Origin of the sequence: Allostigmatella hybrida (assembly GCF_020103775.1) — a bacterium.
GTDB lineage: Bacteria > Myxococcota > Myxococcia > Myxococcales > Myxococcaceae > Hyalangium > Hyalangium aurantiaca.
Map to the genome: position 1 here is coordinate 325231 of NZ_JAHXBH010000005.1, position 20857 is coordinate 346087.

Consider the following 20857-nt stretch of genomic DNA (forward strand, 5'->3'; position numbering starts at 1 on the left):
CTCACGGCCTCCCGAACATCAGCCGGAACTGCCGGAAGATGAGCAGCGCCGACACCAGCAGGAACAGGAACAGGAGGATGGCCGCCACGAGCTGCGTCCTCGAGGACAGGCCGCCCTGCGCCTTGGGCGAAAACCCCACCGGCGAGGCCGAGGCCAGGCGCACCACCTCGTCCCGCCCACGCTGGGCGTACAAGTCCTCGGGGGCCTGGGCCAGGCGGATGCGGTACAGGCGCCCGGCCATGGCCAGCTCCCCGCGCCCCACCGCCAGGGACAAGAGCCGGTCGTGCGCGTCGCGGTCGTCCCACCGGCCCAGCACGGCCAGCCACGCGGCCTGCAGGGCCTCCGAGGGGCGCTGCTCCTCGGGGATGAAGTTGGCGTAGACCAGGCCGCAGGAGGCACAGGACTCCGCCCCCTCCCGGCGCGCGGTGATGCACTTAGGGCAGAAGCCCGGGGGCACGGCGAAGGGGTCCTCCGAGCGCGCCACGGCGGCCGCCCCCCGCACCTGCTCGTCCGAGGGCCGCAGGGCCACCACCTTCAGCACCGGCACCGGGGTAAGCCGCTGCTGGAGCGGGGGCACGGGCTCCTGCGCCTGGGTGACGGCCCCCTGGAGCGCCTCCTCGGGCCGCGCGCGGCTCTCGTTGCCGCAGCGCGCGCACGTCATCACCAGCACCCCCAGCTCCACCCGGAAGGAGGCCGGCGGCGCGAGCCGCTCACACACATCACACAGGTACCTCATGACAACACCTGCCGCAGGGGAATGGGCATGGCACATCCGGCCAACGCCAGGAAACACAGCGCGCACAGCCACTGGCGCCCCCGGCTCAGCGGCAGCCCCGGCTCTATCACCTCCGGATGGCCAAAGCCCACCAGCTTCACCGTCACCAGCAGCCACACGCCCCAGGAGGCCGAGGCGAAGAGCGTGAGCAGGAACAGCCCCAGCGCCACGGCGCGCCCCAGCCACTGCGCGCGCCGGCCCCACAGGGCGAAGGACAGGTGGCCCCCATCCAATTGCCCCACGGGCATCAGGTTCAACATGGTGACGAGCAGGCCGAACCAGCCGGCCACCACCACCGGGTGCTCATAGAGCTGCTTGCCCGGGGGCAGCGGCCCCACCGCCAACCAGCGCAGCCCCTGCATCAGCAGGCTGTCCCCGAAGAGCACCTGCCAGACGGCCTCCGCGTCCAGCTCGGGCGGGGCGGGCGCGTGGGTGAGCTGCAGCATGAGCCAGCCGAACAGCCGCTGCGCCAGCACCCACAGGGAGCCATCCCCCAGCAGTCCTGCCTCCAGCGGGGGCGCATCCACGATGGGCGAGTGCGCCAGCCCCCAGAGCAGCACGGGCACGGCCACCGCCAGCCCCGCGAGCGGCCCCGCGGCGCCAATGTCCACCAGGGCATTGCGGTGAGGAATGCGCCCGCGGATGACGATGACGGCCCCCAGCGTCCCCACCAGGCTCAGCAGGGGCAGGGGGATGAAGTAGGGCAGCGACGTGTCCACGCCGTGGCGGCGCGCCAGCACGTAGTGGCCCATCTCGTGGGCCCCCAGGATGGCCAGCAGCGCCAGGGCGAAGGACAGCGAGCCGCCCACCCACCCGGGCAGGCCCAGCTCCTCGCCCTGGCCTCCCAGAAAAAAAGCAAATGAGACAAACGCCGAGGCCAGCGTCACCACCAGCAGCAGGAGGTGAAACCAGGGCCGGGCGGTGGGGCGGACGAAAGCGGTCTCCATGGGGGGCGCCAGCGGTGGCTACCAAGGGGCCCCCGGCTTTGCAATGCGCCCCCCCGGCCTGTGGAGACCCGTCAACCCTGCCCGAAGCGCCCTTGACACACACCAAGCTTCTGCTACGAACGCCGCGCGCTTGGGGGTACCACTCAAGCGGGGAATCGCTGGTTTGCCTCCCCGTCATCCGCTCAAGCCATCCATTCGGGAGGGAACACAATGAAGAAGGCCATTCTGTCCGCCGTCGCAGCCAGCAGCCTCGTAGCGTGCACCAGCGTGGAGAGCGCCGTGGTTTCGGGCACCGAGTTCTCCGCCACCGGCGGTGAGGCGATCGCGGTCATCCAGGCCAAGGCCCTGGGCCTGACGGCCATCTTCCACATCGTCGACCTGGTCCAGAGCGACCTCGACACCGTGGTGAACAAGCTCCTGGTGGCCGAGGCCAAGGCCATGGGCGCCTCCAAGGTCGACCTGAAGAACGCGGGCACCACGCCCCGCCACGGCATCTTCGCCCTGGCTGGCACCATCATCGGCGTGACCAGCTCCTCCGCCGTGGGCGTCGCCGTCAAGTAAGTCCCTGGAAGCCTCGGCTTCCAGCGCTGTGCAAGGCCCCCCTGGTGACAGTGGGGCCTTTTCTTTTGCCCTCCGCTCCCCCGCTCCCCCATGCGCCTCCTGCTCCCATGCCTCCTGCTGCTCGCCCTGGTCCGCTGCACCAAGCCGGCCGGGGATGCCCCCGCGGCGCTGCTCACCGAGGTGCGGCGGCGCCTGGCCGAGCGTGACGCGCGGCTGGGCAGCTACCGCCTGGAGGGGCAGACCCGGGAGGGCGAGGCGGCGCCGGTGAGCTATGCGTTCGCCTACCGGGCCCCCCAGCGGCTGCGCGCCTGGCTGGGCGCCCCGCTCTCACGCACCTTCTCCTGGGACGGGGAGCGGCTCTTCGAGCAGCACGATGCGGACAAGCGCTTCACCACCTTCGCCATGGAGCTGTCCCCGGAGCGCCAGGCGGGGTTTCTCACCGAGGTGTTCTCCCCCCTGATGCCCGAGGGGCTCCGCGCCCCGCTGCTGCCCGGCACCCTGAGCGCCCGCCGCGTCTCGCACGCGCGCGCGCCCGAGGCGGTGGAGCTCGCCGCGGCGGTGGAGACCGGGGGCGCCCCGGGGCTGCGTGTAACCTACACGCTGCGCTGGCCCCACTTGGACTTCCTCTCCCGGAACACCCAGCAGGCCGATGGCACCACGCTGGAGGTGCGCATGGAGGAAGAGCAGTGTGAGGAGGCGCTCCAGCTGTGCGTGCCCAAGCGCCTCACCCGCTGGGTGGCGGGCCAACAGGTGGGCGAGATGACCCTGTCGCGCATCGAGCTGAACCCCGTGCTGCCCAAGGACACCTTCACCCTGGCCGCCCCCGAGGGCTACGCGGTGGAATCCCGGACGCTGGTGAATTCCGAGGCAAAGTAGCCTCCCACCTTGTCATTGAGGGAAAGCGTCCCCACCTTCCCGCCGGGGAGGTGCAGATGATGGTGGAGAACATCATCTTCGACGTGGATGGGACGTTGGTGGACTCGGTGGATGAACACGCCGAGGCGTGGCGGCGCTCGTTCCTGGAATTTGGCCGGGACGTGCCCTTTGCCCACGTGCGAAGCCAGATCGGCAAGGGCGCCGATCAGCTGCTGCCCGTCTTCTTCACGGACGAAGAGCTGGAGCGCTTCGGCAAGGACCTGGAGGAGTACCGCTCCAAGCTCTTCCTGAAGGACTTTTTGCCCAAGGTGCGGGCCTTCCCAAAGGTGCGGGAGCTCTTCGAGCGGCTGCGCGAGGGCGGCGTGCGCATCGCCCTGGCCTCCAGCGCCAAGGGCGACGAGCTGAAGCACTACGTGAAGCTGTGCCGCATCGACGGCCTGTTCGAAGCCGCCACGTCCAAGGACGACGCGGACAAGAGCAAGCCGCACCCGGACATCTTCGAGGCGGCGCTGGGGCGGCTGGGCCGTCCCGATGCCAGCACCACCGCGGTGGTGGGGGACACGCCCTTTGACGCCATCGCCGCCGGCAAGCTGCGCCTGCCCACGGTGGGCGTGCTGTGCGGAGGCTTCGCCGCGAGGGACCTGGAGGCCGCGGGCTGCCGCGTGCTGATGAAGGACCCGGCGGAGCTGCTGGAGCGCTACGAGGCCTCGCCGCGCACCTGGCCCTGGGGCGAGGCGGGCCTCAACGCGGCGCCCGAGGACGACGAGCCCCGCTGAGCGGGGCCTGCCCCTGGGGAGTAACAGGGCCCTCGGGCTGCCATCGCCCGGGCCCGGCCTCCATCCACCCCTGAACGGTTCTCCGTGCGGCATGCGAAGGGCTCGACACCGCCCTCCTCCCGGAAGGCGATGGGAGAACGGAAGCACCGCGGCCAGCATGGCGCTTCTTGAAGACGATCCTGCTCACCGGTGCGACCGGCTTTCTTGGCAGTGCCCTGGCCGCGAACCTTCTGGCGGAGGGCGCGCGCGTGAAGACCCTGTCGCGCAATGATCCGGCGGGCGCCCGGGTCCGCGCGGCGATTGACCAGGCGGCGAGAGGCTTTGGCCTCCTCCTGGAGGACGCGCACTGGGCCCGGCTGTGCCCCGTGGAGGTGGACTTCCGGAACCTGCCGGGCACGCTGGCCCCGGAGGTGCTCGCGGACGTGACGCACGTGTGGAACGCCGCCGCGGAGATGAGCTACTCGCTCAAGAAGATCCTCCAAGCGGTCGAGCAGAACGTGGTGGCGGCCTCCGCCCTCTACGGGCTCACCGCCCAGCACGCGCCCCGGTGCCAGCGCTTCTACCACGTCTCCACCGCCTACACCGCCGGGTTCGGCGTGGACGAGGTGCGCGAGACCGTCCACCTCACCCCCAAGCTCATCAATGCCTATCAGCTGAGCAAGTGGACCGCCGAGACGAGCCTCCTGCAGCACCACCGGGAGCGGCACCTGCCCGTGACACTCTTCCGGCCCAGCGCCGTCATCGGCCACCAGCACACGGGCTGGTCCACGGGGGTGAGCTTCGGGCTGTTCTGCCTCGCGGAGGGCCTCCTGCATGGGAAGCGGCGCGAGGCCGCCCAGGTGTGGCTCGACCTGAACGCGCAGGCCCGGCTGAACCTCGTGTGCATCGACACGGTGGTGCGCCGGGCCCTGGCGCTCCTGGAGGCGCGCGCCCACCGCCAGCCCGAGGAGATCTTCCACTGCGTGGGGGATGACACCTTCGCCGTGGCGGAGGCCCTCGCGCCCGCCGGGGCCCTGCTGGGGCTGCGCGTGGGGTTCGGGCCGTCCCCGCTCGCGGTGGACGCCGAGATTCACCGCCTCATCGAGAAGAACAAGCCCTTCGCGGATGTGACGTGGCACTTCCACGCGGACCGGCTGAAGCAGGTCCTCGGCGAGGCCTACGGGCCCCAGGCCATGAGCCCGGACATCGTCCACCGAAGCCTGGCGCACTTCCTGGCCCACCGGCTCCAGGTACTGGCCCAGGCGCCGCTCGCGGCCCCCGCGGCGCGGCCCAGCGCCGAATGAGGGTGCCCGGGCAGCCCAGGGGGCGCACGCATTGGACTTTCAGTCAATTCACGGGGGCCTCCGGTGGACCTAGGGACGGGCCGCGTGCCCCCGGCAGCCCGCCCTCGGGTCCGCTCCGCTGGCTACTCCGCGGTCGGCCACGGCCAGGGTCCTCCCCGCTCCCACGAGCACGGTGCCTACCCTTGGCGCATGGGCAGCCAGGACACGAAGCGAACCCCAGGTGACGGCGCGCTCCCCGAGGCCACCCCGGCCCTCGACGGGAGCTTTGGATTACCCGAGGACGGGGAGACAGGACCGCGAGGCTACCCACGGCCCCAGCTGCGGCGGGCCGGGTGGACGTGCCTCAATGGCACCTGGGACTTCGCGCTCGATGCGCTCGGGCGCTGGTCCGTTCCCGCCGAGGTGAGCTGGAACGCCCGCATCCGGGTGCCCTTCTCCCCGGAGACGGCGCGCAGCGGCGTGGGCGACACCGGCTTCTACCGCGCCTGCTGGTACCGCCGCACCTTCGAGCCGCCAGCGCTCGGGCCCAAGGAGCGGCTGGTGCTCCACTTCGGCGCGGTGGACCATGCGAGCACGGTCTGGGTGAACGGCTCGCGCTGCGCCTTCCACGAGGGCGGCTACACGCCCTTCAAGGCGGACATCACCGACCTGCTCCACCGGGACGGCCCGCAGGAAATCGTCGTGCGCGCGGAGGATGACCCGGCGGACCTGGCCAAGCCCCGGGGCAAGCAGGACTGGCAGCTTGAGCCGCACTCCATCTGGTACCCGCGCACCAGCGGCATCTGGCAGACGGTATGGCTGGAGCGCGTGCCCGTCACCCGCATCGAGGGCCTGCGCTGGACGGCCAACCTGTCGCGCTGGGAGCTGGGGCTCGAGGCGCACATCGAGGGGACGCGGCCCGAGGGGCTCCGGCTGGAGGTGCGGCTGAGCGTGGGCGGCACCCTCCTGGCCCAGGACAGCTATGCGGTGGTGCTCGGCGAGGTGTACCGCCGCATCGCCCTGTCGGATCCGGGCATCGACGACTTCCGCAACGAGCTGCTGTGGAGCCCCTCCTCGCCCACGCTCATCTCCGCCCGGCTCGAGCTGAGGGATGGCCGCGGGGAGCTGCTCGACGCGGTGGACAGCTACACGGCGCTGCGCTCCGTGTCGGTGCAGGGAGACCGGTTCGTGCTCAACGGCAGGCCCTACCCGCTGCGGCTGGTGCTGGATCAGGGCTACTGGGATGGCACCGGCATCACCGCGCCGGACGACGCGGCGCTGCGGCGGGACGTGGAGCTCGCCAAGGCCATGGGCTTCAACGGGGTGCGCAAGCACCAGAAAATCGAGGACCCGCGCTACCTGTACTGGGCGGACCGGCTGGGGCTGATTGTCTGGGAGGAGATGCCCAGCGCCTACCGCTTCACGCGCCAGTCGGTGGAGCGGCTCACGCGCGAGTGGCTGGAGGTGCTCGCGCGGGACTACAGCCACCCGTGCATCGTAGCGTGGGTGCCGCTCAACGAGTCCTGGGGCGTGCCCAACCTGCCCGACAACGCCACCGAGCGGCACTACGTGCAGACGCTCTTCCACCTCACCCACACGCTGGACCCGGGGCGGCCCGTCATCGGCAACGACGGCTGGGAGAGCGTGGCCACGGACATCATCGGCATCCACGACTACGACGCGGACCCCGAAAAGATCGCCCAGCGCTACCACTCCCACGACGTGCGCTCGCACCTGTTCCGGCGGGAGCGTCCCGGCGGGCGGCTGCTCGTGCTCGACGGCCACCCGCATGCCGAGCATCCGCTGGTGCTCTCCGAGTTCGGCGGCATCTCGATGACACGCGAGGGCACGGGGCAGTGGGGCTATTCCCAGTGCGAGGGGCCCGAGGCGCTCGCGCGCCGCTACACCGCGCTGCTCGAGGTGGTGCGCTCGCTCGATCTGTTCGCGGGCTTTTGCTACACGCAGTTCGCCGACACGTACCAGGAATCCAACGGGCTGCTCTACTCGGACCGCACGCCCAAGTTCCCCCTGGAGCAGATGGCCTCCGCCACGCGAGGCCCCCGCTTCTTCAGCGACATCCCCATGCCCCCGGCGCCCTCGGGCCGCCCCCGCCCCGCCTCCGGGACGGAAGGCCCGGAGCCCGTGGGCACGTGAGGCCCTCCATGCACGCGTCACCGGACCCTGCCCCCTCCTTCGAGGTGCTCTTCGGCCGGCCCCCCCGGGTGCGGGCGCGTGCCCCCGGGCGGGTGAACCTCATGGGCGAGCACACCGACTACAACGGGGGCTTCGTGCTGCCCATGGCCATCCCGCAGCAGACCGAGGTGCGGCTCGCACCGCGCGAGGACGGCATGGTGCGCGCCTTCAGCGCCAACCTCGGCCCCGCGGAGCCTCTGGGCCAGTACACGCTCGGCCAGGAGACGCCCGGACGAAGCTGGCTCGACTACATCCAAGGCGTCACCCACGTGCTGCGCGAGGAGGGGCTCGTCTTCACGGGCTTCGACCTGTGGTTGCGCTCGGACGTGCCCCCCGGCAGCGGCCTGTCCTCCAGCGCGGCGCTCGAGGTGGCGCTGCTGCGGGGGCTGCGCGAGGCGTTCGGCCTGGGGCTGGACGACGTGCGCATCGCCCTGCTGGGCCAGAAGGTGGAGTGCAACTTCGTCGGCGCGCCCGTGGGCGTCATGGACCAGATGGCTTCCAGCCTGGCCCAGGGCAGCCAGGCGCTCTTCCTGGACACCCGCAGCCTGAGCTACGAGCGGGTGCCGCTGCCCCCGGGGCTCGAGCTGCTCGTCATCAACTCCGGCGTGGCCCACCGCCTGGCGGGCGGGGACTACCGGGTGCGCCGCGCCGAGTGCGAGCGCGCCGCGGCGGCCCTCGGGGTGGCGCAGCTCCGGGACTTGCCCATGGAGGCGCTGCCCCGCGCCCTCGCCCTGCCCGAGCCGTTGGGCCGGCGTGTGCGCCACGTGCTCACCGAGAACGCCCGCGTGCAGGCCACCGTGCAGGCGCTGCGCGCGGGGGACCTGGAGGCCCTGGGGCCCCTGCTGGACGCCTCGCACGCCTCGCAGCGAGAAGACTACGAGGTATCCATTCCCGAGATTGATCTCCTGGTGGAGCTGGCCCGCGCCGAGCCGGACGTGCTGGGCGCGCGGCTGACGGGCGGCGGCTTCGGGGGCTCGGTGGTGATCCTCGCCCGGGCTGGCCAGGGCGCGGCCACCGCCGCGCGGATCACCGCCCGCTACCACGAGCGCTCGGCCCAGCAGGCGACAGTCCTCGTGCCCCCCGCTTCTCTGGAACGCTGAGACCTCCACGCGCTTGCCGTGCCTGCTTGCAAACAGAATTCTGTGCGCACCTTGTACTCAAGAGCAGTGGGTCCATGCGAGCCGGACACCCACTTTGGGGGGTGTGCCCCCCGAGGGCAGCCATGGAGACTCCTGATGACGCATTCAAGCCACAGCCTGTTGGACACTGGCCATCTGCCGGACCTGGTGTGCTTTTCCCATCTGCGGTGGAACTTCGTCTTTCAGCGCCCCCAGCACCTGCTCAGCAGGTTCGCGCGGGAGCGCCGCGTGTTCTTCGTCGAGGAGCCCGTGTATGGCCCGGGGCTGCCGCGGCTCGACGTCACGCAGTCGCCCGAAGGGGTCTGGGTGGCCGTGCCCCACCTGCCCGAGGGGCTGACGGAACAGCAGGCCGTGGCCGCCCAGCGGAGCCTCGTGGATGAGCTGCTCGCGGGCCACGCCGTGCAGCGGTTCGTGAGCTGGTACTACACCCCGATGGCGGTGCCCTTCACGCACCACCTCAAGCCGTGGGCCGTGGCCTACGACTGCATGGACGAGCTGTCCGCCTTCCGGGGGGCGCCCCCGGGCCTGCTGCGCAACGAGGAGGCGCTGCTGCACCGCGCGGACGTCGTCTTCACCGGCGGGCAGAGCCTCTACGAGGCCAAGCGGGACCGCCACCCCAACGTGCATGCCTTCCCCAGCAGCGTGGACGTGGCGCACTTCGCCACCGCGCGCGGCGCCGTGGAGGCCCCGGAGGACCAGGCGGCGCTGGCCCACCCCCGGCTCGGGTTCTTCGGCGTGGTGGACGAGCGGCTGGACATCGAGCTGGTGGAGGCGCTGGCCACCGCGCGTCCGGACTGGCAGCTCATCATCCTGGGCCCGGTGGTGAAGATTGATCCGGCCAGCCTGCCGCGCCGGCCCAACCTCCACTACCTGGGCGGCAAGCCCTACACCCAGTTGCCGGCGTACCTGGCCGGGTGGGACGTGGCGCTGATGCCCTTCGCGCGCAACGAGTCCACGCGCTTCATCTCGCCCACCAAGACGCCCGAGTACCTCGCGGCCGGCAAGCCCGTCGTGTCCACCTCCATCCGCGACGTGGTGCGCCCCTATGGCGAACAGGGCCTGGTGCACATCGCGGACACGCCCGAGGACTTCGTGCGCGCGTGTGAGGCGGCCCTGGCCGGCAACTCCGCCGCGTGGCGGGCCCAGGTGGACGCGCACCTGGCGACGATGTCCTGGGACAGCACCTGGGCCCGGATGAAGGCCCTGCTCGACGCCGCCACCGCCAAGCGGTGGGACACGGCCCGGGCGGTCGGCCTGCCGGTGGGCGTGGAGATGGCGAGCGTCTGAGTTTCACGCAGGCAAGCGGATGAACCGCGAGGGAGGACAACGTGTTCGACTATATGGTGGTGGGGGCGGGGTTCGCGGGCAGCGTCATGGCGGAGCGGCTCGCCAGCGTTCACGGCAAGAAGGTCATCGTCGTGGAGAAGCGCCCGCATATCGGCGGCAACGCGTATGACCACTACAACGACGACGGGCTGCTCGTGCACAAGTACGGGCCGCACATCTTCCATACCAACTCTCAGGACGTCTTCGACTACCTGAGCCGCTTCACCGCGTGGAGGCCCTACCAGCACCGCGTGCTGGCGAACGTGGACGGGCAGATGATGCCCATTCCCATCAACCTCACCACCATCAACCAGTTCTACGGGCTGAACCTCACCGCCTTCGAAGTGGAAGACTTCCTGAAGAAGCTCGCCGAGCCGCGCGAGACGATCCGCACCTCGGAGGACGTCATCATCTCCAAGGTGGGGCGCGAGCTGTACGAGAAGTTCTTCCGCAACTACACGCGCAAGCAGTGGGGGTTGGACCCCAGCGAACTGGACTCCACCGTCATCGCCCGCATCCCCGTGCGCACCAACCGGGATGACCGGTACTTCGGCGACAAGTACCAGGTGATGCCGCTGCACGGGTACACCCGCATGTTCGAGCGGATGTTGGATCACCCCAACATCAAGGTCATGCTGAACACCGACTACCAGGAGGTGAAGGAGTTCATCCCCTACCGGGAGATGATCTACACGGGCCCGGTGGACGCGTTCTTCGACTACTGCTTCGGCAAGCTGCCTTACCGCTCGCTGCAGTTCCGCCACGAGACGCTCAGCAAGGAGCGCTTCCAGGAGGCGCCCGTGGTGAACTTCCCCAACGAGTACCCGTACACGCGCTGCACCGAGTTCAAGTACCTCACCGGCCAGGAGCACCCGAAGACGAGCATCGTCTACGAGTACCCCACCGCCGAGGGCGACCCGTACTACCCGGTGCCCCGCCCCGAGAACGCCGAGCTGTACCGCAAGTACGAGCAGTTGGCCAAGGACACGCACGGGGTGCACTTCGTGGGCCGGCTCGCCACGTACAAGTACTACAACATGGATCAGGTGGTGGCCCAGGCGCTCACCCTGTGCACGAAGATCATCGGCATGCGCCGCAAGGATCTCATCAGCATGCAGGTGGAGGGACACGCATGAACTCCACACCCAGGCCCCTGCCGGGGCGCCCCGAGGTCTGGGGCGGCATCGAGTGCACGGTCAACCGGGTCGGGGAAAAGTACTTCGACCAGATGGTGCGCGGCGGCCACTGGACGCGCATCGAGGACCTGGAGCTCATCGCGGCGCTCGGAATCCAGGCGCTGCGCTACCCGGTGCTCTGGGAGAAGACGGCGCCGCTCGGCCCGGAGCGGGCCGACTGGTCCTGGCCGGACGCGCGGCTGGAGCGCCTGCGGCTGCTGGGCGTGAGGCCCATCGTGGGCCTGGTGCACCATGGCAGCGGGCCCCGGCACACGAGCCTGGTGGACCCTGCCTTTCCCGGGGAGCTCGCGCGCTTCGCGCGGGCGGTGGCCGAGCGCTACCCATGGGTGCAGGACTTCACCCCCGTGAACGAGCCGCTGACGACCGCGCGCTTCAGCGGGCTCTACGGCCACTGGTACCCCCACGGGAAGGACTACCCCACCTTCGCGCGCACGCTGCTCGTGCAGTGCCGCGCCGTGGCGCTGGCCATGCGTGCCATCCGCGAGGTGACGCCCGGGGCGCGCCTCATCCAGACGGAGGACATGGGGCACACCTACAGCACCCCGCGCCTGGCCTACCAGGCGGAGTTCGAGAACCACCGGCGCTGGCTCAGCCTGGACCTGCTCTGCGGGCGCGTCGACTCGAAACACCCGCTGTGGAAGGACCTGCTGCGCTGGGGCATCACCGAGCAGGAGCTGGGCGAGTTCCTCGATGCGCCCACGCCTCCGGACGTGGTGGGGCTCAACTACTACATCACCAGCGACCGGCTGCTCGACGAGCGCAAAGCGCACTACCCGGAGTGGTCCCACGGGGGCAACGGGCGGGACACCTACGCGGACGTGCACATCGCGGGGGTGTGGAAGGACGCGCTCTTCGGCCACCGGGCCGTGCTCGCCAGCGCCTGGGAGCGCTACCGGCTGCCGGTGGCCTTCACCGAGGTGCACCTGGGCTGCACCCGGGAGGACCAGCTGCGCTGGCTCCAGGAGGCGTGGGAGGCGGCTTGCACCTTGCGCGAGGAGGGCACCGACGTGCGGGCCCTCACCGTGTGGAGCCTGCTGGGTGCCTATGACTGGAACACCCTGGTGACGGCGGAGCGAGGCTTCTACGAGCCAGGCGCCTTTGACTTGCGGGCCCCGGTCCCCTGCCCCACCGCGCTGGCGCGGATGACCTACGGGCTGGCCACGCGCGGGCGCTTCGAGCACCCGGTGCTCGACTCGCCCGGGTGGTGGCGGCGCAAGGAGCGGCCCTGGCCGGACTTCGCCGCGAGCCTCCATGGGGACAGCCCCGCCCCCCATGCCGCGGCGTCCGCTTCCCGCCGCACGTGGCCCACGGAGCCCCGGCCGCTCCTCATCTCGGGCGCGACCGGAACGCTGGGGCGGGCCTTCGCCCGGCTGTGCAAGGCCCGGGGCATCGCCTTCCGGCTGCTGTCACGCCAGGAGCTGGACATCGCCTCCCCGGAGTCCGTGGAGCAGGCGTTCCGCCAGCACCTCCCCTGGGCGGTCATCAACGCCGCGGGCTATGTGCGCGTGGACGAGGCCGAAGCGGATGAGGCGCGGTGCTTCCGCGAGAACACGCTCGGCCCCGAGGTGCTCGCCGCCACCTGCCGGGCCCGGGGCGTGAAGCTGGTCACCTTCTCGTCGGATCTCGTCTTCGGCGGCGAGCGGACCTCGGCCTATGCGGAGAGCCACCCGGTCCATCCCCTCAACGCGTACGGCCGCAGCAAGGCGGAAGCCGAGCGCCGGGTGCTGGAGCGCCTGCCCGAGGCGATGGTGGTGCGCACGGGGGCCTTCTTCGGCCCGTGGGATGCGCACAACTTCGTCACCCTCGCGCTCGGGGCGCTGGCGCGCGGGGAGCGGTTCCCGGCGGCCGACGACACCGTCGTCTCCCCCACGTACGTGCCGGACCTGGTGAACACCTGCCTGGACCTGCTGCTGGATGAGGCGAGCGGCGTGTGGCACCTGGTCAACGCGGGCGAGGTGACGTGGGCGGAGCTGGCGCGCTGGGCGGCCACCCTGGCCGGGAAGGATCCGCTGCTTGTGGAGGGCCGGCCCCTGACCACCTTCGGCCTGGCGGCGCCGCGCCCCCGCTTCAGCGTGATGACGAGCGAGCGGCGCCAGATGATGCCCTCACTGGAAGATGCATTGGGCCGCTACTTCCAGGAGCGTGAGATATTGCCGGACGTCACGCCCGCGGTGGAGCACAGGCCCGCGGCGGGCGGTGGACGCACGCGATGCGAGCTTTGTGGAGGAATGGGCGATGAGAGTCATGGTGACGGGCGGTGCAGGCTATATCGGGAGCGTGGTGACGGAGGAGTTGCTGAAGGGCGGTGACGAGGCCGTCGTCTACGACAGCCTCTACAAGGGCCACCGGGAGGCGGTGGTGGAGGGCGCCACCTTCGTGAAGGGTGACCTGCTGGACACCGCCTTCCTGCGCGACACGCTCGTGAAGCACCGCATCGAGGCGGTGGTGCACATGGCGGCCGACTCGCTGGTGGGCGAGTCGGTGAAGGAGCCTGCCAAGTACTTCCGCAACAACGTCCTGGGCGGCTTGAGCCTGCTGGATGCCATGCGCGAGGCGAAGGTGTCCTCGCTCGTCTTCTCCTCCACCGCGGCGGTGTACGGGGAGCCGGCCAAGCAGCCCATCGAGGAGAGCGACCCCACCGAGCCGACCAACCCCTACGGCGAGACGAAGCTCGCCTTCGAGCGGGCGCTGCGCTGGTACGAGGGGGCTTACGGGGTGCGGTTCGTGAGCCTGCGCTACTTCAACGCGGCGGGCGCCACGGAGCGCTGCGGGGAGCGCCACCACCCGGAGACCCACCTCATCCCGCTCGTGCTCCAGGCGGCGGCGGGTGAGCGGCCGGACATCACCGTCTTCGGGGATGACTACGCCACGCCGGATGGCACGTGCGTGCGCGACTACATCCACGTGGTGGACCTGGCCCAGGCGCATGTGCTCGCCCTGCACGCGCTCGCCAAGGGGCACCCGAGCGCCATCTACAACCTGGGCTGCGGGGGCGAGGGCTACAGCGTGAAGCAAGTCATCGACTGCGCCCGCCGCGTCACCCAGCGGGACATTCCAGTGCGCATGGGTGCCCGGCGCCCGGGAGACCCAGCGGTGCTCATCGCCAGCTCCTCGCGCATCATGCGCGAGCTGGGCTGGCGGCCCCAGCAGCAGGAGCTGGAGGCCATCGTGGCCTCCGCGTGGCGCTGGATGCAGCGCCCGCGCACCTGATCCCAGCCCCACCGCTTCCTCCCAGAAGCCCGGCAACCCTCTCGGGGTTGCCGGGCTTTTTGCTGCCGTCCGTGTGACGGGGCCCATGCCTGCCGTGCGGGCTTCTGTCCGGTTTCTGGCGCTCTCCCACTCCGTGTGAGGCCATGCGGAGCCGGTGGGCTTCGTCGTGGACATCCGGCTCATTTGCCGTCAAAACCTTCCGCGCCTTACCCCCCCAGACACCTCACGCACGTTCACGAAGGGACGCCATGTCACGCCCTGCGCGTAGATTTCATCCCCTGCTGCTGCTGTTACTCACGTCGGTTCTGATCCATCCCCTGAGCGGCTGTTCGGGCGACGACAAGGACGATCCGACGCCGGATTCAGGCACCCCGGATTCAGGCACGCCGGACTCGGGGACTCCCGACTCGGGAACACCCGAGGTGGTGCATGGCCTCAAGGGCGAGTACTTCCAGATGTCGGCGCAAGACGCCCGGGACTTCGCCGTGCTGGGCGGCGTCGTGCTGGAGCCGAACATCCACTTCACGGACCTGACGGGCGTGTTCGCGTCGCTGAACGGCCGCACCGAGCACACCACGGCGCGCTGGACGGGGCGGATCACCGCGCCGGAGACCGGCGATTACACGTTCCACGCCATCGGCGACAACGGCTTCCGGATGTTCATCGACAACACGGCCGTGATTGACCACTGGGTGGGCGACTGGGACGTTGAGCAGACGAGCGCCCCGGTGCGGCTCGTCGCGGGCGAGGCGCACGAGTTCCGGATGGAGCTGTTCCAGGACTTCGGCGGCGCGAACATGTACCTGCGGTGGTCCACCGCGACGATCGCCAAGCAGATCGTCCCCACCACGGCGTTCACCCCGCCAGCGGACTTCGAGGTCTACCCGGCCCACTTCACCGTCGGGGAGGATGGGCTCCGGGTGGCGATGGACTTCCCGGGGCCGGTCACCGCCCTGGGCGACCTGGCGAAGACCCTGGAGATCGCCGCCGACACCACGCCGATGCCGCAGGCCTCGGCCGTCCTCGACGCGAATGATCCGTCCGTGGTGGTGGTCACCCTCTCCGCGAAGGTCCAGCGTAACCAGCGCGTCCGCGTCTCCTACAATGGCGCGGGCGGCCTGAGCGTGGACGGGGAGGCCGTGCCACAGCTCATCCGCGAGGCCACCAACCTGTCCACCCACCGGTTGCTCACCGAGTGGGGCGAGCAGCTCGACCCGAACCACCCGCTGCCCGAGTACCCGCGGCCGCAGCAGGTCCGCGAGCGGTGGCTCAACCTCAACGGCCCGTGGGAGTTCTCCGGCGCGGCCGCCAACGAGCAGCCGTTGCCGGGCAAGGCGCTGGCCGGGCGCATCCTCGTGCCGTTCCCGCCGGAGTCCCTGCTGTCCGGGGTGGAGCGCCACGAGGACCACATGTTCTACCGCAGGCTCTTCACCGTGCCCTCGGACTGGCAGATCGGCTCCGGGCAGCGGCTCCTGCTGCACTTTGGCGCGGTGGACTACCGCGCGCGGGTGTGGGTCAACGGCCAGCAGGTCGCCGAGCACACCGGCGGCTACACCGCCTTCAGCGCGGACATCACCAGCGCCCTGAGCGGCACGGGCCCGCAGGAGCTCATCGTCGCGGTCACCGACACCACCGGCTCCAACCAGCCCGTGGGCAAGCAGTCGCCCCGTCCGAGCGGCATCTTCTACACGCCCACCTCGGGCATCTGGCAGACCGTGTGGCTGGAGCCGGTGCCCACCGTGGCCATCGACAGCCTGGTGCTGACGCCGAACCTCTCGGCAGGCACGCTCTCCGTCACCGTGCGCGCCTCTCCGGTTACCGCCAGCGCCACCGTCACGGTGGAGGCCCGCACGGCCGAGGGCCAGGTGGTGGGCTCCATCTCCGGCCCGGCCAACACCGCGCTCACGCTGCCGGTGCCGCAGCCGCGCCCGTGGACGCCGGAGGATCCGTACCTCTACCGCCTCAGCGCAACCCTCACCGCCAGCCCGAGCACCGACACCGTGGGCAGCTACTTCGGCATGCGCTCGATGCGCATCCAGAACGTCGGCGGCTACCAGAAGCTGGTGCTCAACGGGAAGCCGGTCTTCTCGCTCTCCATGCTGGACCAGGGCTTCTGGCCCGACGGCCTCTACACCGCGCCCAGCGACGCGGCGCTGCGATGGGATCTCCAGGCGCAGAAGGACCTGGGGTTCAACGCCGTGCGCAAGCACATCAAGGTGGAGCCGGCGCGCTGGTTCTACCACGCCGACCAGATCGGCCTGATGGTGTGGCAGGACTTCGTCTCCGGGCGGTTCCCGGACGTGTCCGGCCAGGAGGCGTTCCGCACCCAGGGCTTCCGGATGATGGAGCAGTTCCACAACGCGCCGTCCATCGTGGGCTGGATCGTCTTCAACGAGGGCTGGGGTGAGTGGAACCGGGAGGCGACCGGCGTGCTCGCCGAAGAGGTCAAGGCCGCCGACCCCTCGCGGTGGGTCAACGCCCACAGCGGCGTGAACTGCTGCGACTCCAAGGGCGACTCCGGCAAGGGGGACGTCATCGACCACCACGACTACGGCAACAACAGCCCGCCCTTCCCGGATGCCCGGCGCGCGGCGATGGACGGCGAGCACGGCGGCTTCACCCTGCGCACGCCTGGCCACATGTGGCCAGGCCCCCCCACCGTCATCTACAGCGGCGTGGCGGACAAGGCGGCGCTGACCGCGAAGTACGTGGACAACACCCGGACCTTCTACCTGGCCGCGGCCCGGGCGGAGCTGTCCGGCTCGGTCTACACGCAGGTCACCGACCTGGAGAACGAGCTCAACGGCCTCTACACGTACGACCGGCGGGTGATCAAGGTCGACCCGGCGCCGGTGAAGGAGATCAACCGGCAGGTCATCGCCGCGGGCGCCGCCGCGGGCGAGGGCATCGCCTATCCTGGCCTCGGGCGCTGGCCGCTCAACGAGGGCAGTGGCACGGTGAGCAGCGACACCGAGGGGGCCAGCCACCTGACGCTGCACGGCAACACCCAATGGACGGCCGGCGCCCTCCAGTCGGCGCTGCGCTTCGATGGCGACGGGGACTTCGCCGAGACCACCGCTCCGGTGTTGAACACCCAGGGCGACTATTCGATCTCGGCGTGGGTGACGCTCGACAAGCTGCCGGGCAACTACGCCACGGCGGTCAGCCAGGACGGCCGCCAGACGGCGAATCCGTTCTACCTCCAGTACGGGCAGGGCGCGTTCGCGTTCAGCACGCCGGGTGATCGCCGCGCCCGGCACGCCGTGACGCCGCAGCTCGGCCGCTGGTACCACCTGGTGGGCGTGCGGGCCGGCAACGAGCTCCGCCTGTACGTGGACGGCCAACGGGTGGCGGCCGCCACGGCCACCACCGGCACGGTGAGCACGGGGCCGCTGGCCATCGGCCGCGCGAAGTACAACGGCAGCAACACCGACTACTGGGAAGGCTCGATCGATGAGGTGCAGGCCTTCGGCCGCGCGCTCAGCGACAGCGACGTGAGCGCCCTGTACAGCTCGGTGCCGCAGTAAGGCTCAGCCGGGGGGCCGGTGCGGAGGCACGCACCGGCCCCCTGAGGCATCAGTTGGCGCAGCCCGCGCACTGCACCAAGCCACTCGTGATGTCGACACAAGCGCCCGCCGGCCCGGTCGCGGCCAGGCAGGAGCCCGAACAATCCGCGGTGGGGCAAATGAAGGTCGTGCCACATCCCAGGCCGAAGGACTGAACCGTCAACAGGCTCGCCAGATCGCCGGCCGCGTAGCCGCAGTTGATCGCCAACCGGAGCGTCCAGCCCGCGCAGCCCAGGGTGTCATAGAAGACGCACTGGGAGGTGGTGTCCGCCGCGGATACGTCCGAGGTGGCGCAGTGCTTGTTCTGGTTCGCCACGTAGGCATCGAACTCTTCCGAAGTCCGGTAGGCCCGGGCCACGCCTGTCTTGAGGCTCTCCTCATCGACGATGACGGAGAGGGGGCCATTGGCGCCAGACAGCGAGCCCATCGTCTGGACCTTTCCATCCAGCAGCACGGACATCTGCTCCAACTTGAAGTCAGGCAGGTGAGAAGGCCGTGCTTCGGCCACCTTCACCTCCACCTTGGCGGGCTGCGCCTGAAGCGTGTCCGCCGCCTGCGGTCCATTGGCCCCGCAGCCCGACAGGACCGCCAAGCCCATGACCACGGAAAACAGTCGCATCCCATTCTTCTTGCCGTTCATTGGTAACCCCCAGGTCCCTGCGTTGTGTTGGTCCACGGGGAGCGCGGCCGCAAGGCTCCCCGGTGCCACCTAAGTGGAAGGCCTGGCCCAGCCTCACCTCCGCGAGTCCGGACAGGTGCTCCACTCGACAAGGCATGAGACCGGGGGGCGGAAAACCATGCAAAGAAACTGGGGGGATGCGCTTTTTTCTGGGGAGCCGCGTGTGCGCCCTCCACGCACGTCTTCCGGAAATGGGGGCCGGGAGCGCTCTCTTTCGCATCGGCAGCCGGGCAGCCCCGCCCGCTCCGCAACACGTTCAAGGCTCCCAAGCCCGCGCTTGAGACCGCTCCGTAAAGGATTCACGGTTTGGAATGAGTCTGTCTTCAGCCACGCCCCCTCAAATCTGGCTTTTTTAGGCGTCTGAACGAAACGGGCCGCGAATATTCCCGGAGAATCTGCTCACGGCGATTGTCTTCGAAACCTGTTGACGGCGTGGCATGTTCGACCAAACATGAATTCAGGGCCGGCTCACATTGAGAGACATTCCATGAAGCGTTTGCACGTCTTCTCCCCCGAATCCCATGCACTCCCATCCTTTTGGAAGACAGGGGCCCTGCTCCTCCTCGCCGCGCAGGTGACGGCCTGCGAGCCTGAACCGGGCCCCTCCCCGGAGCCCCTCCCCTACAAGCCCCCGGCCGCCGCCACCGTGACCCTCACCTCCATGAGCCAGGAGCCGGAGCCGGGCCCGGAGTCGCCACCGGACAGCCGTGTGTACTGCGAAGAACTCAATGCCCGCTCGGCCTTGGGCGTCCTCGACTTCCGGTACGACGCCTACGTGGTCACCGCACAGGCCACGCAGCTGGTGAAGATCCGGTCCGATGTACGCCACTCCGCTTATGCCGACTACCCGTATGGGTACGGGTATCCGCTGAGCCTGACGGACATCCGGGAGGACCGGACCCTTGAGCACGTCATGACCGAGACCTACCAGGACGCGCTCGAGACCGGGACGGCGATCGCTGGGTACTGGGTCCAGAAGGGCCAGCAGTACATCCTGGTGTACAAGACGTTCAACCGGTTCACGCCCCTCACCTACTGCCTGACGCTGCCCGCCGCGCTGACCCTCGAGGGCCGGATCGACATCCCGCTCGAGCCGATCCTCTTCCCCGAGCAGCAGGAGGGGCCCATCACCCTGCAGAACCCGCGTCCGGACGTGTTGAGCACGTTCGTGCCCTGGCTGAACGAGCGGGTGAAGAACCCGTAGGGCGGCGGAGCCCGCCAGGCACTGGCCCGGCGTTCAGCATTCCCCGTCTCCTCCCTTTCCCCACCTGGGCGCGGGACAGCGTTCGGTGCGTCCCCCCTTCTCCTCCGGTGTGGCCATGCGCACATTCCATCGCCGGAAAGAAGGAGGGTCTCACCCTGGAAACGGCTCTCATTGCTCCCCCACAGCGGCGTGCGCTCGACGAAGGGCCCGCCGTGCTGGTGGTGAACACGAAGTCGCGCTCGGGACAGGAGGCCTTCGAGGCAGCCCGCCAAGCGCTCACCACCCAAGGCGTGGAGCTGATGGACTGCCATGCCCTCACCCAGCCACGCCGCATGCCGCAGGTGCTGAATGAGGCCGTGCAGCGCGGCGCCCGGCGCATCCTCGTGGGCGGAGGCGACGGCACGCTGAGCGGTGTCATCAAGCCCCTGCTCGGCCAGAACGTGACGCTGGGCGTGTTGCCGCTCGGCACGGGCAATGACTTCGCGCGCTCCCTGGGCATTCCGGACACCATCGAGGCCGCCTGTGAGGTTATCGCCCAGGGCTACTCGGCCCGGGTGGACGTGGGGCTCGCCAACGGCCGGCCCTTCCTGAACGCGGCGAGCCTGGGGCTGGCCACCGCCATCGCCAAGCGGCTCAACAAGCGGCTCAAGCAGCGCATCGGCAAGCTGGCCTACCCCGTCGCCGCCGCCGCCGAGGTCTGGGAGCACCAGCCCTTCCACGTCCGGCTGAAGACCGGCACGCAGGAGCTGGAGCTGGATGTGCTGCAGCTCGTGGTGGGCAATGGCCGCTACCACGGCGCCGGCAACATGGTGGCGCCCGACGCGACGCTCGATGACCGCGTGCTGCACGTGTACGCCATCACCGCGCCGTCGGTGGACGCGGGCCGGGAGGGCACGGGGCTGGGCCACCTCCAGGATTTGTCCACCCTGGCGCGCGTGGCGTTCTCGCTGCGCAACGGCGAGCACGTGGAGCACCCCTCCGTCACCACCCTGCGGACCGCCCGGCTGCTCGTGGAGGCCGAGCCCTCGCAAGAGGTGAACGCGGATGGAGAGCTGATCGGCCAGACGCCCATGCGCTTCGAGCTGATGCCCTCGGCGTTGCGCGTCTTCGTACCAGCCCCGGAGCCCACCTCTCCGAACTGACGGGC

General features: G+C 70.1%; 16 protein-coding genes. 13 read left to right on the forward strand and 3 right to left on the reverse strand.

The features are described 5' to 3' along the window. Window position 1: 1 nt before the first annotated feature. Window positions 2-736, reverse strand: coding sequence for a hypothetical protein (locus tag KY661_RS12185; protein WP_225410367.1), 735 nt, complete (start codon window positions 734-736; stop codon window positions 2-4). After that, a complete protein-coding gene (locus KY661_RS12190) occupies window positions 733-1722 on the reverse strand; it encodes a site-2 protease family protein (RefSeq protein ID WP_225410368.1) in 990 nt (329 codons plus the stop codon). Before KY661_RS12190 ends, KY661_RS12185 begins: the two co-directional genes overlap by 4 nt. Before the next feature lie 210 nt (window positions 1723-1932). On the opposite strand from KY661_RS12190, the gene KY661_RS12195 reads away from it, so the two are divergent. From KY661_RS12195 to KY661_RS12245, 11 genes are all read left to right on the forward strand, one after another. Beyond that, the gene (locus KY661_RS12195) at window positions 1933-2283 is read left to right on the forward strand and encodes a hypothetical protein (protein ID WP_075006463.1); all 351 of its coding nucleotides are present in this window, start codon (window positions 1933-1935) and stop codon (window positions 2281-2283) included. Window positions 2284-2373: 90 nt separating this feature from the next. Continuing rightward, window positions 2374-3159 carry a hypothetical protein gene (locus KY661_RS12200; RefSeq protein WP_225410369.1) on the forward strand — a complete coding sequence of 262 codons (786 nt, stop codon included), beginning with the start codon at window positions 2374-2376 and terminating at the stop codon, window positions 3157-3159. A 59-nt stretch (window positions 3160-3218) separates the two neighbouring features. Further along, entirely contained in the window at window positions 3219-3935 is a 717-nt protein-coding gene (locus KY661_RS12205; protein WP_225410441.1) for an HAD family hydrolase, read from the forward strand. 167 nt (window positions 3936-4102) lie between these two features. Beyond that, window positions 4103-5218, forward strand: coding sequence for an SDR family oxidoreductase (locus KY661_RS12210; RefSeq protein WP_263436922.1), 1116 nt, complete (start codon window positions 4103-4105; stop codon window positions 5216-5218). 189 nt (window positions 5219-5407) lie between these two features. Further along, the gene (locus tag KY661_RS12215; protein ID WP_225410370.1) at window positions 5408-7351 is read left to right on the forward strand and encodes a glycoside hydrolase family 2 protein; all 1944 of its coding nucleotides are present in this window, start codon (window positions 5408-5410) and stop codon (window positions 7349-7351) included. Window positions 7352-7359: 8 nt separating this feature from the next. Then, complete coding sequence (gene galK / locus KY661_RS12220; RefSeq protein WP_225410371.1) at window positions 7360-8490, forward strand: galactokinase; 1131 nt, start codon at window positions 7360-7362, stop codon at window positions 8488-8490. A 135-nt stretch (window positions 8491-8625) separates the two neighbouring features. Further along, complete coding sequence (locus KY661_RS12225; protein ID WP_225410372.1) at window positions 8626-9816, forward strand: glycosyltransferase family 1 protein; 1191 nt, start codon at window positions 8626-8628, stop codon at window positions 9814-9816. Between the two features lie 41 nt (window positions 9817-9857). Further along, window positions 9858-10991 (forward strand): UDP-galactopyranose mutase, encoded by a 1134-nt coding sequence (gene glf, locus KY661_RS12230; protein ID WP_225410373.1) that lies wholly within the window; start codon window positions 9858-9860, stop codon window positions 10989-10991. Then, window positions 10988-13360 (forward strand): family 1 glycosylhydrolase, encoded by a 2373-nt coding sequence (locus KY661_RS12235; RefSeq protein WP_225410374.1) that lies wholly within the window; start codon window positions 10988-10990, stop codon window positions 13358-13360. Before glf ends, KY661_RS12235 begins: the two co-directional genes overlap by 4 nt. Next, a complete protein-coding gene (gene galE, locus KY661_RS12240; protein WP_225410375.1) occupies window positions 13287-14261 on the forward strand; it encodes a UDP-glucose 4-epimerase GalE in 975 nt (324 codons plus the stop codon). Before KY661_RS12235 ends, galE begins: the two co-directional genes overlap by 74 nt. Window positions 14262-14509: 248 nt before the next feature. After that, window positions 14510-17788, forward strand: coding sequence for a LamG-like jellyroll fold domain-containing protein (locus tag KY661_RS12245; RefSeq protein ID WP_225410376.1), 3279 nt, complete (start codon window positions 14510-14512; stop codon window positions 17786-17788). Between the two features lie 49 nt (window positions 17789-17837). On the opposite strand, the gene KY661_RS12250 is transcribed toward KY661_RS12245, so the two are convergent. Beyond that, complete coding sequence (locus tag KY661_RS12250; protein ID WP_225410377.1) at window positions 17838-18446, reverse strand: hypothetical protein; 609 nt, start codon at window positions 18444-18446, stop codon at window positions 17838-17840. A gap of 547 nt (window positions 18447-18993) precedes the next feature. On the opposite strand from KY661_RS12250, the gene KY661_RS12255 reads away from it, so the two are divergent. Together KY661_RS12255 and KY661_RS12260 are read left to right on the forward strand one after the other, a co-directional pair. Next, window positions 18994-19710 carry a hypothetical protein gene (locus tag KY661_RS12255; protein WP_225410378.1) on the forward strand — a complete coding sequence of 239 codons (717 nt, stop codon included), beginning with the start codon at window positions 18994-18996 and terminating at the stop codon, window positions 19708-19710. Between the two features lie 212 nt (window positions 19711-19922). Next, window positions 19923-20852 (forward strand): lipid kinase, encoded by a 930-nt coding sequence (locus tag KY661_RS12260; RefSeq protein WP_225410379.1) that lies wholly within the window; start codon window positions 19923-19925, stop codon window positions 20850-20852. The last annotated feature ends 5 nt before the right edge of the window (window positions 20853-20857 follow it).

Excerpts from the sequence above, each read along its gene's own strand:
- KY661_RS12250 (WP_225410377.1), bottom strand. The coding sequence starts at position 18,446 with ATGCGACTGTTTTCCGTGGTCATGGGCTTGGCGGTCCTGTCGGGCTGC.
- KY661_RS12235 (WP_225410374.1), top strand. The coding sequence starts at position 10,988 with ATGAACTCCACACCCAGGCCCCTGCCGGGGCGCCCCGAGGTCTGGGGC.
- galK (WP_225410371.1), top strand. The coding sequence starts at position 7,360 with ATGCACGCGTCACCGGACCCTGCCCCCTCCTTCGAGGTGCTCTTCGGC.
- KY661_RS12205 (WP_225410441.1), top strand. The coding sequence starts at position 3,219 with ATGGTGGAGAACATCATCTTCGACGTGGATGGGACGTTGGTGGACTCG.
- KY661_RS12200 (WP_225410369.1), top strand. The coding sequence starts at position 2,374 with ATGCGCCTCCTGCTCCCATGCCTCCTGCTGCTCGCCCTGGTCCGCTGC.
- galE (WP_225410375.1), top strand. The coding sequence starts at position 13,287 with ATGAGAGTCATGGTGACGGGCGGTGCAGGCTATATCGGGAGCGTGGTG.
- KY661_RS12245 (WP_225410376.1), top strand. The coding sequence starts at position 14,510 with ATGTCACGCCCTGCGCGTAGATTTCATCCCCTGCTGCTGCTGTTACTC.
- KY661_RS12190 (WP_225410368.1), bottom strand. The coding sequence starts at position 1,722 with ATGGAGACCGCTTTCGTCCGCCCCACCGCCCGGCCCTGGTTTCACCTC.
- KY661_RS12195 (WP_075006463.1), top strand. The coding sequence starts at position 1,933 with ATGAAGAAGGCCATTCTGTCCGCCGTCGCAGCCAGCAGCCTCGTAGCG.
- KY661_RS12255 (WP_225410378.1), top strand. The coding sequence starts at position 18,994 with ATGAAGCGTTTGCACGTCTTCTCCCCCGAATCCCATGCACTCCCATCC.
- KY661_RS12225 (WP_225410372.1), top strand. The coding sequence starts at position 8,626 with ATGACGCATTCAAGCCACAGCCTGTTGGACACTGGCCATCTGCCGGAC.
- KY661_RS12215 (WP_225410370.1), top strand. The coding sequence starts at position 5,408 with ATGGGCAGCCAGGACACGAAGCGAACCCCAGGTGACGGCGCGCTCCCC.
- KY661_RS12185 (WP_225410367.1), bottom strand. The coding sequence starts at position 736 with ATGAGGTACCTGTGTGATGTGTGTGAGCGGCTCGCGCCGCCGGCCTCC.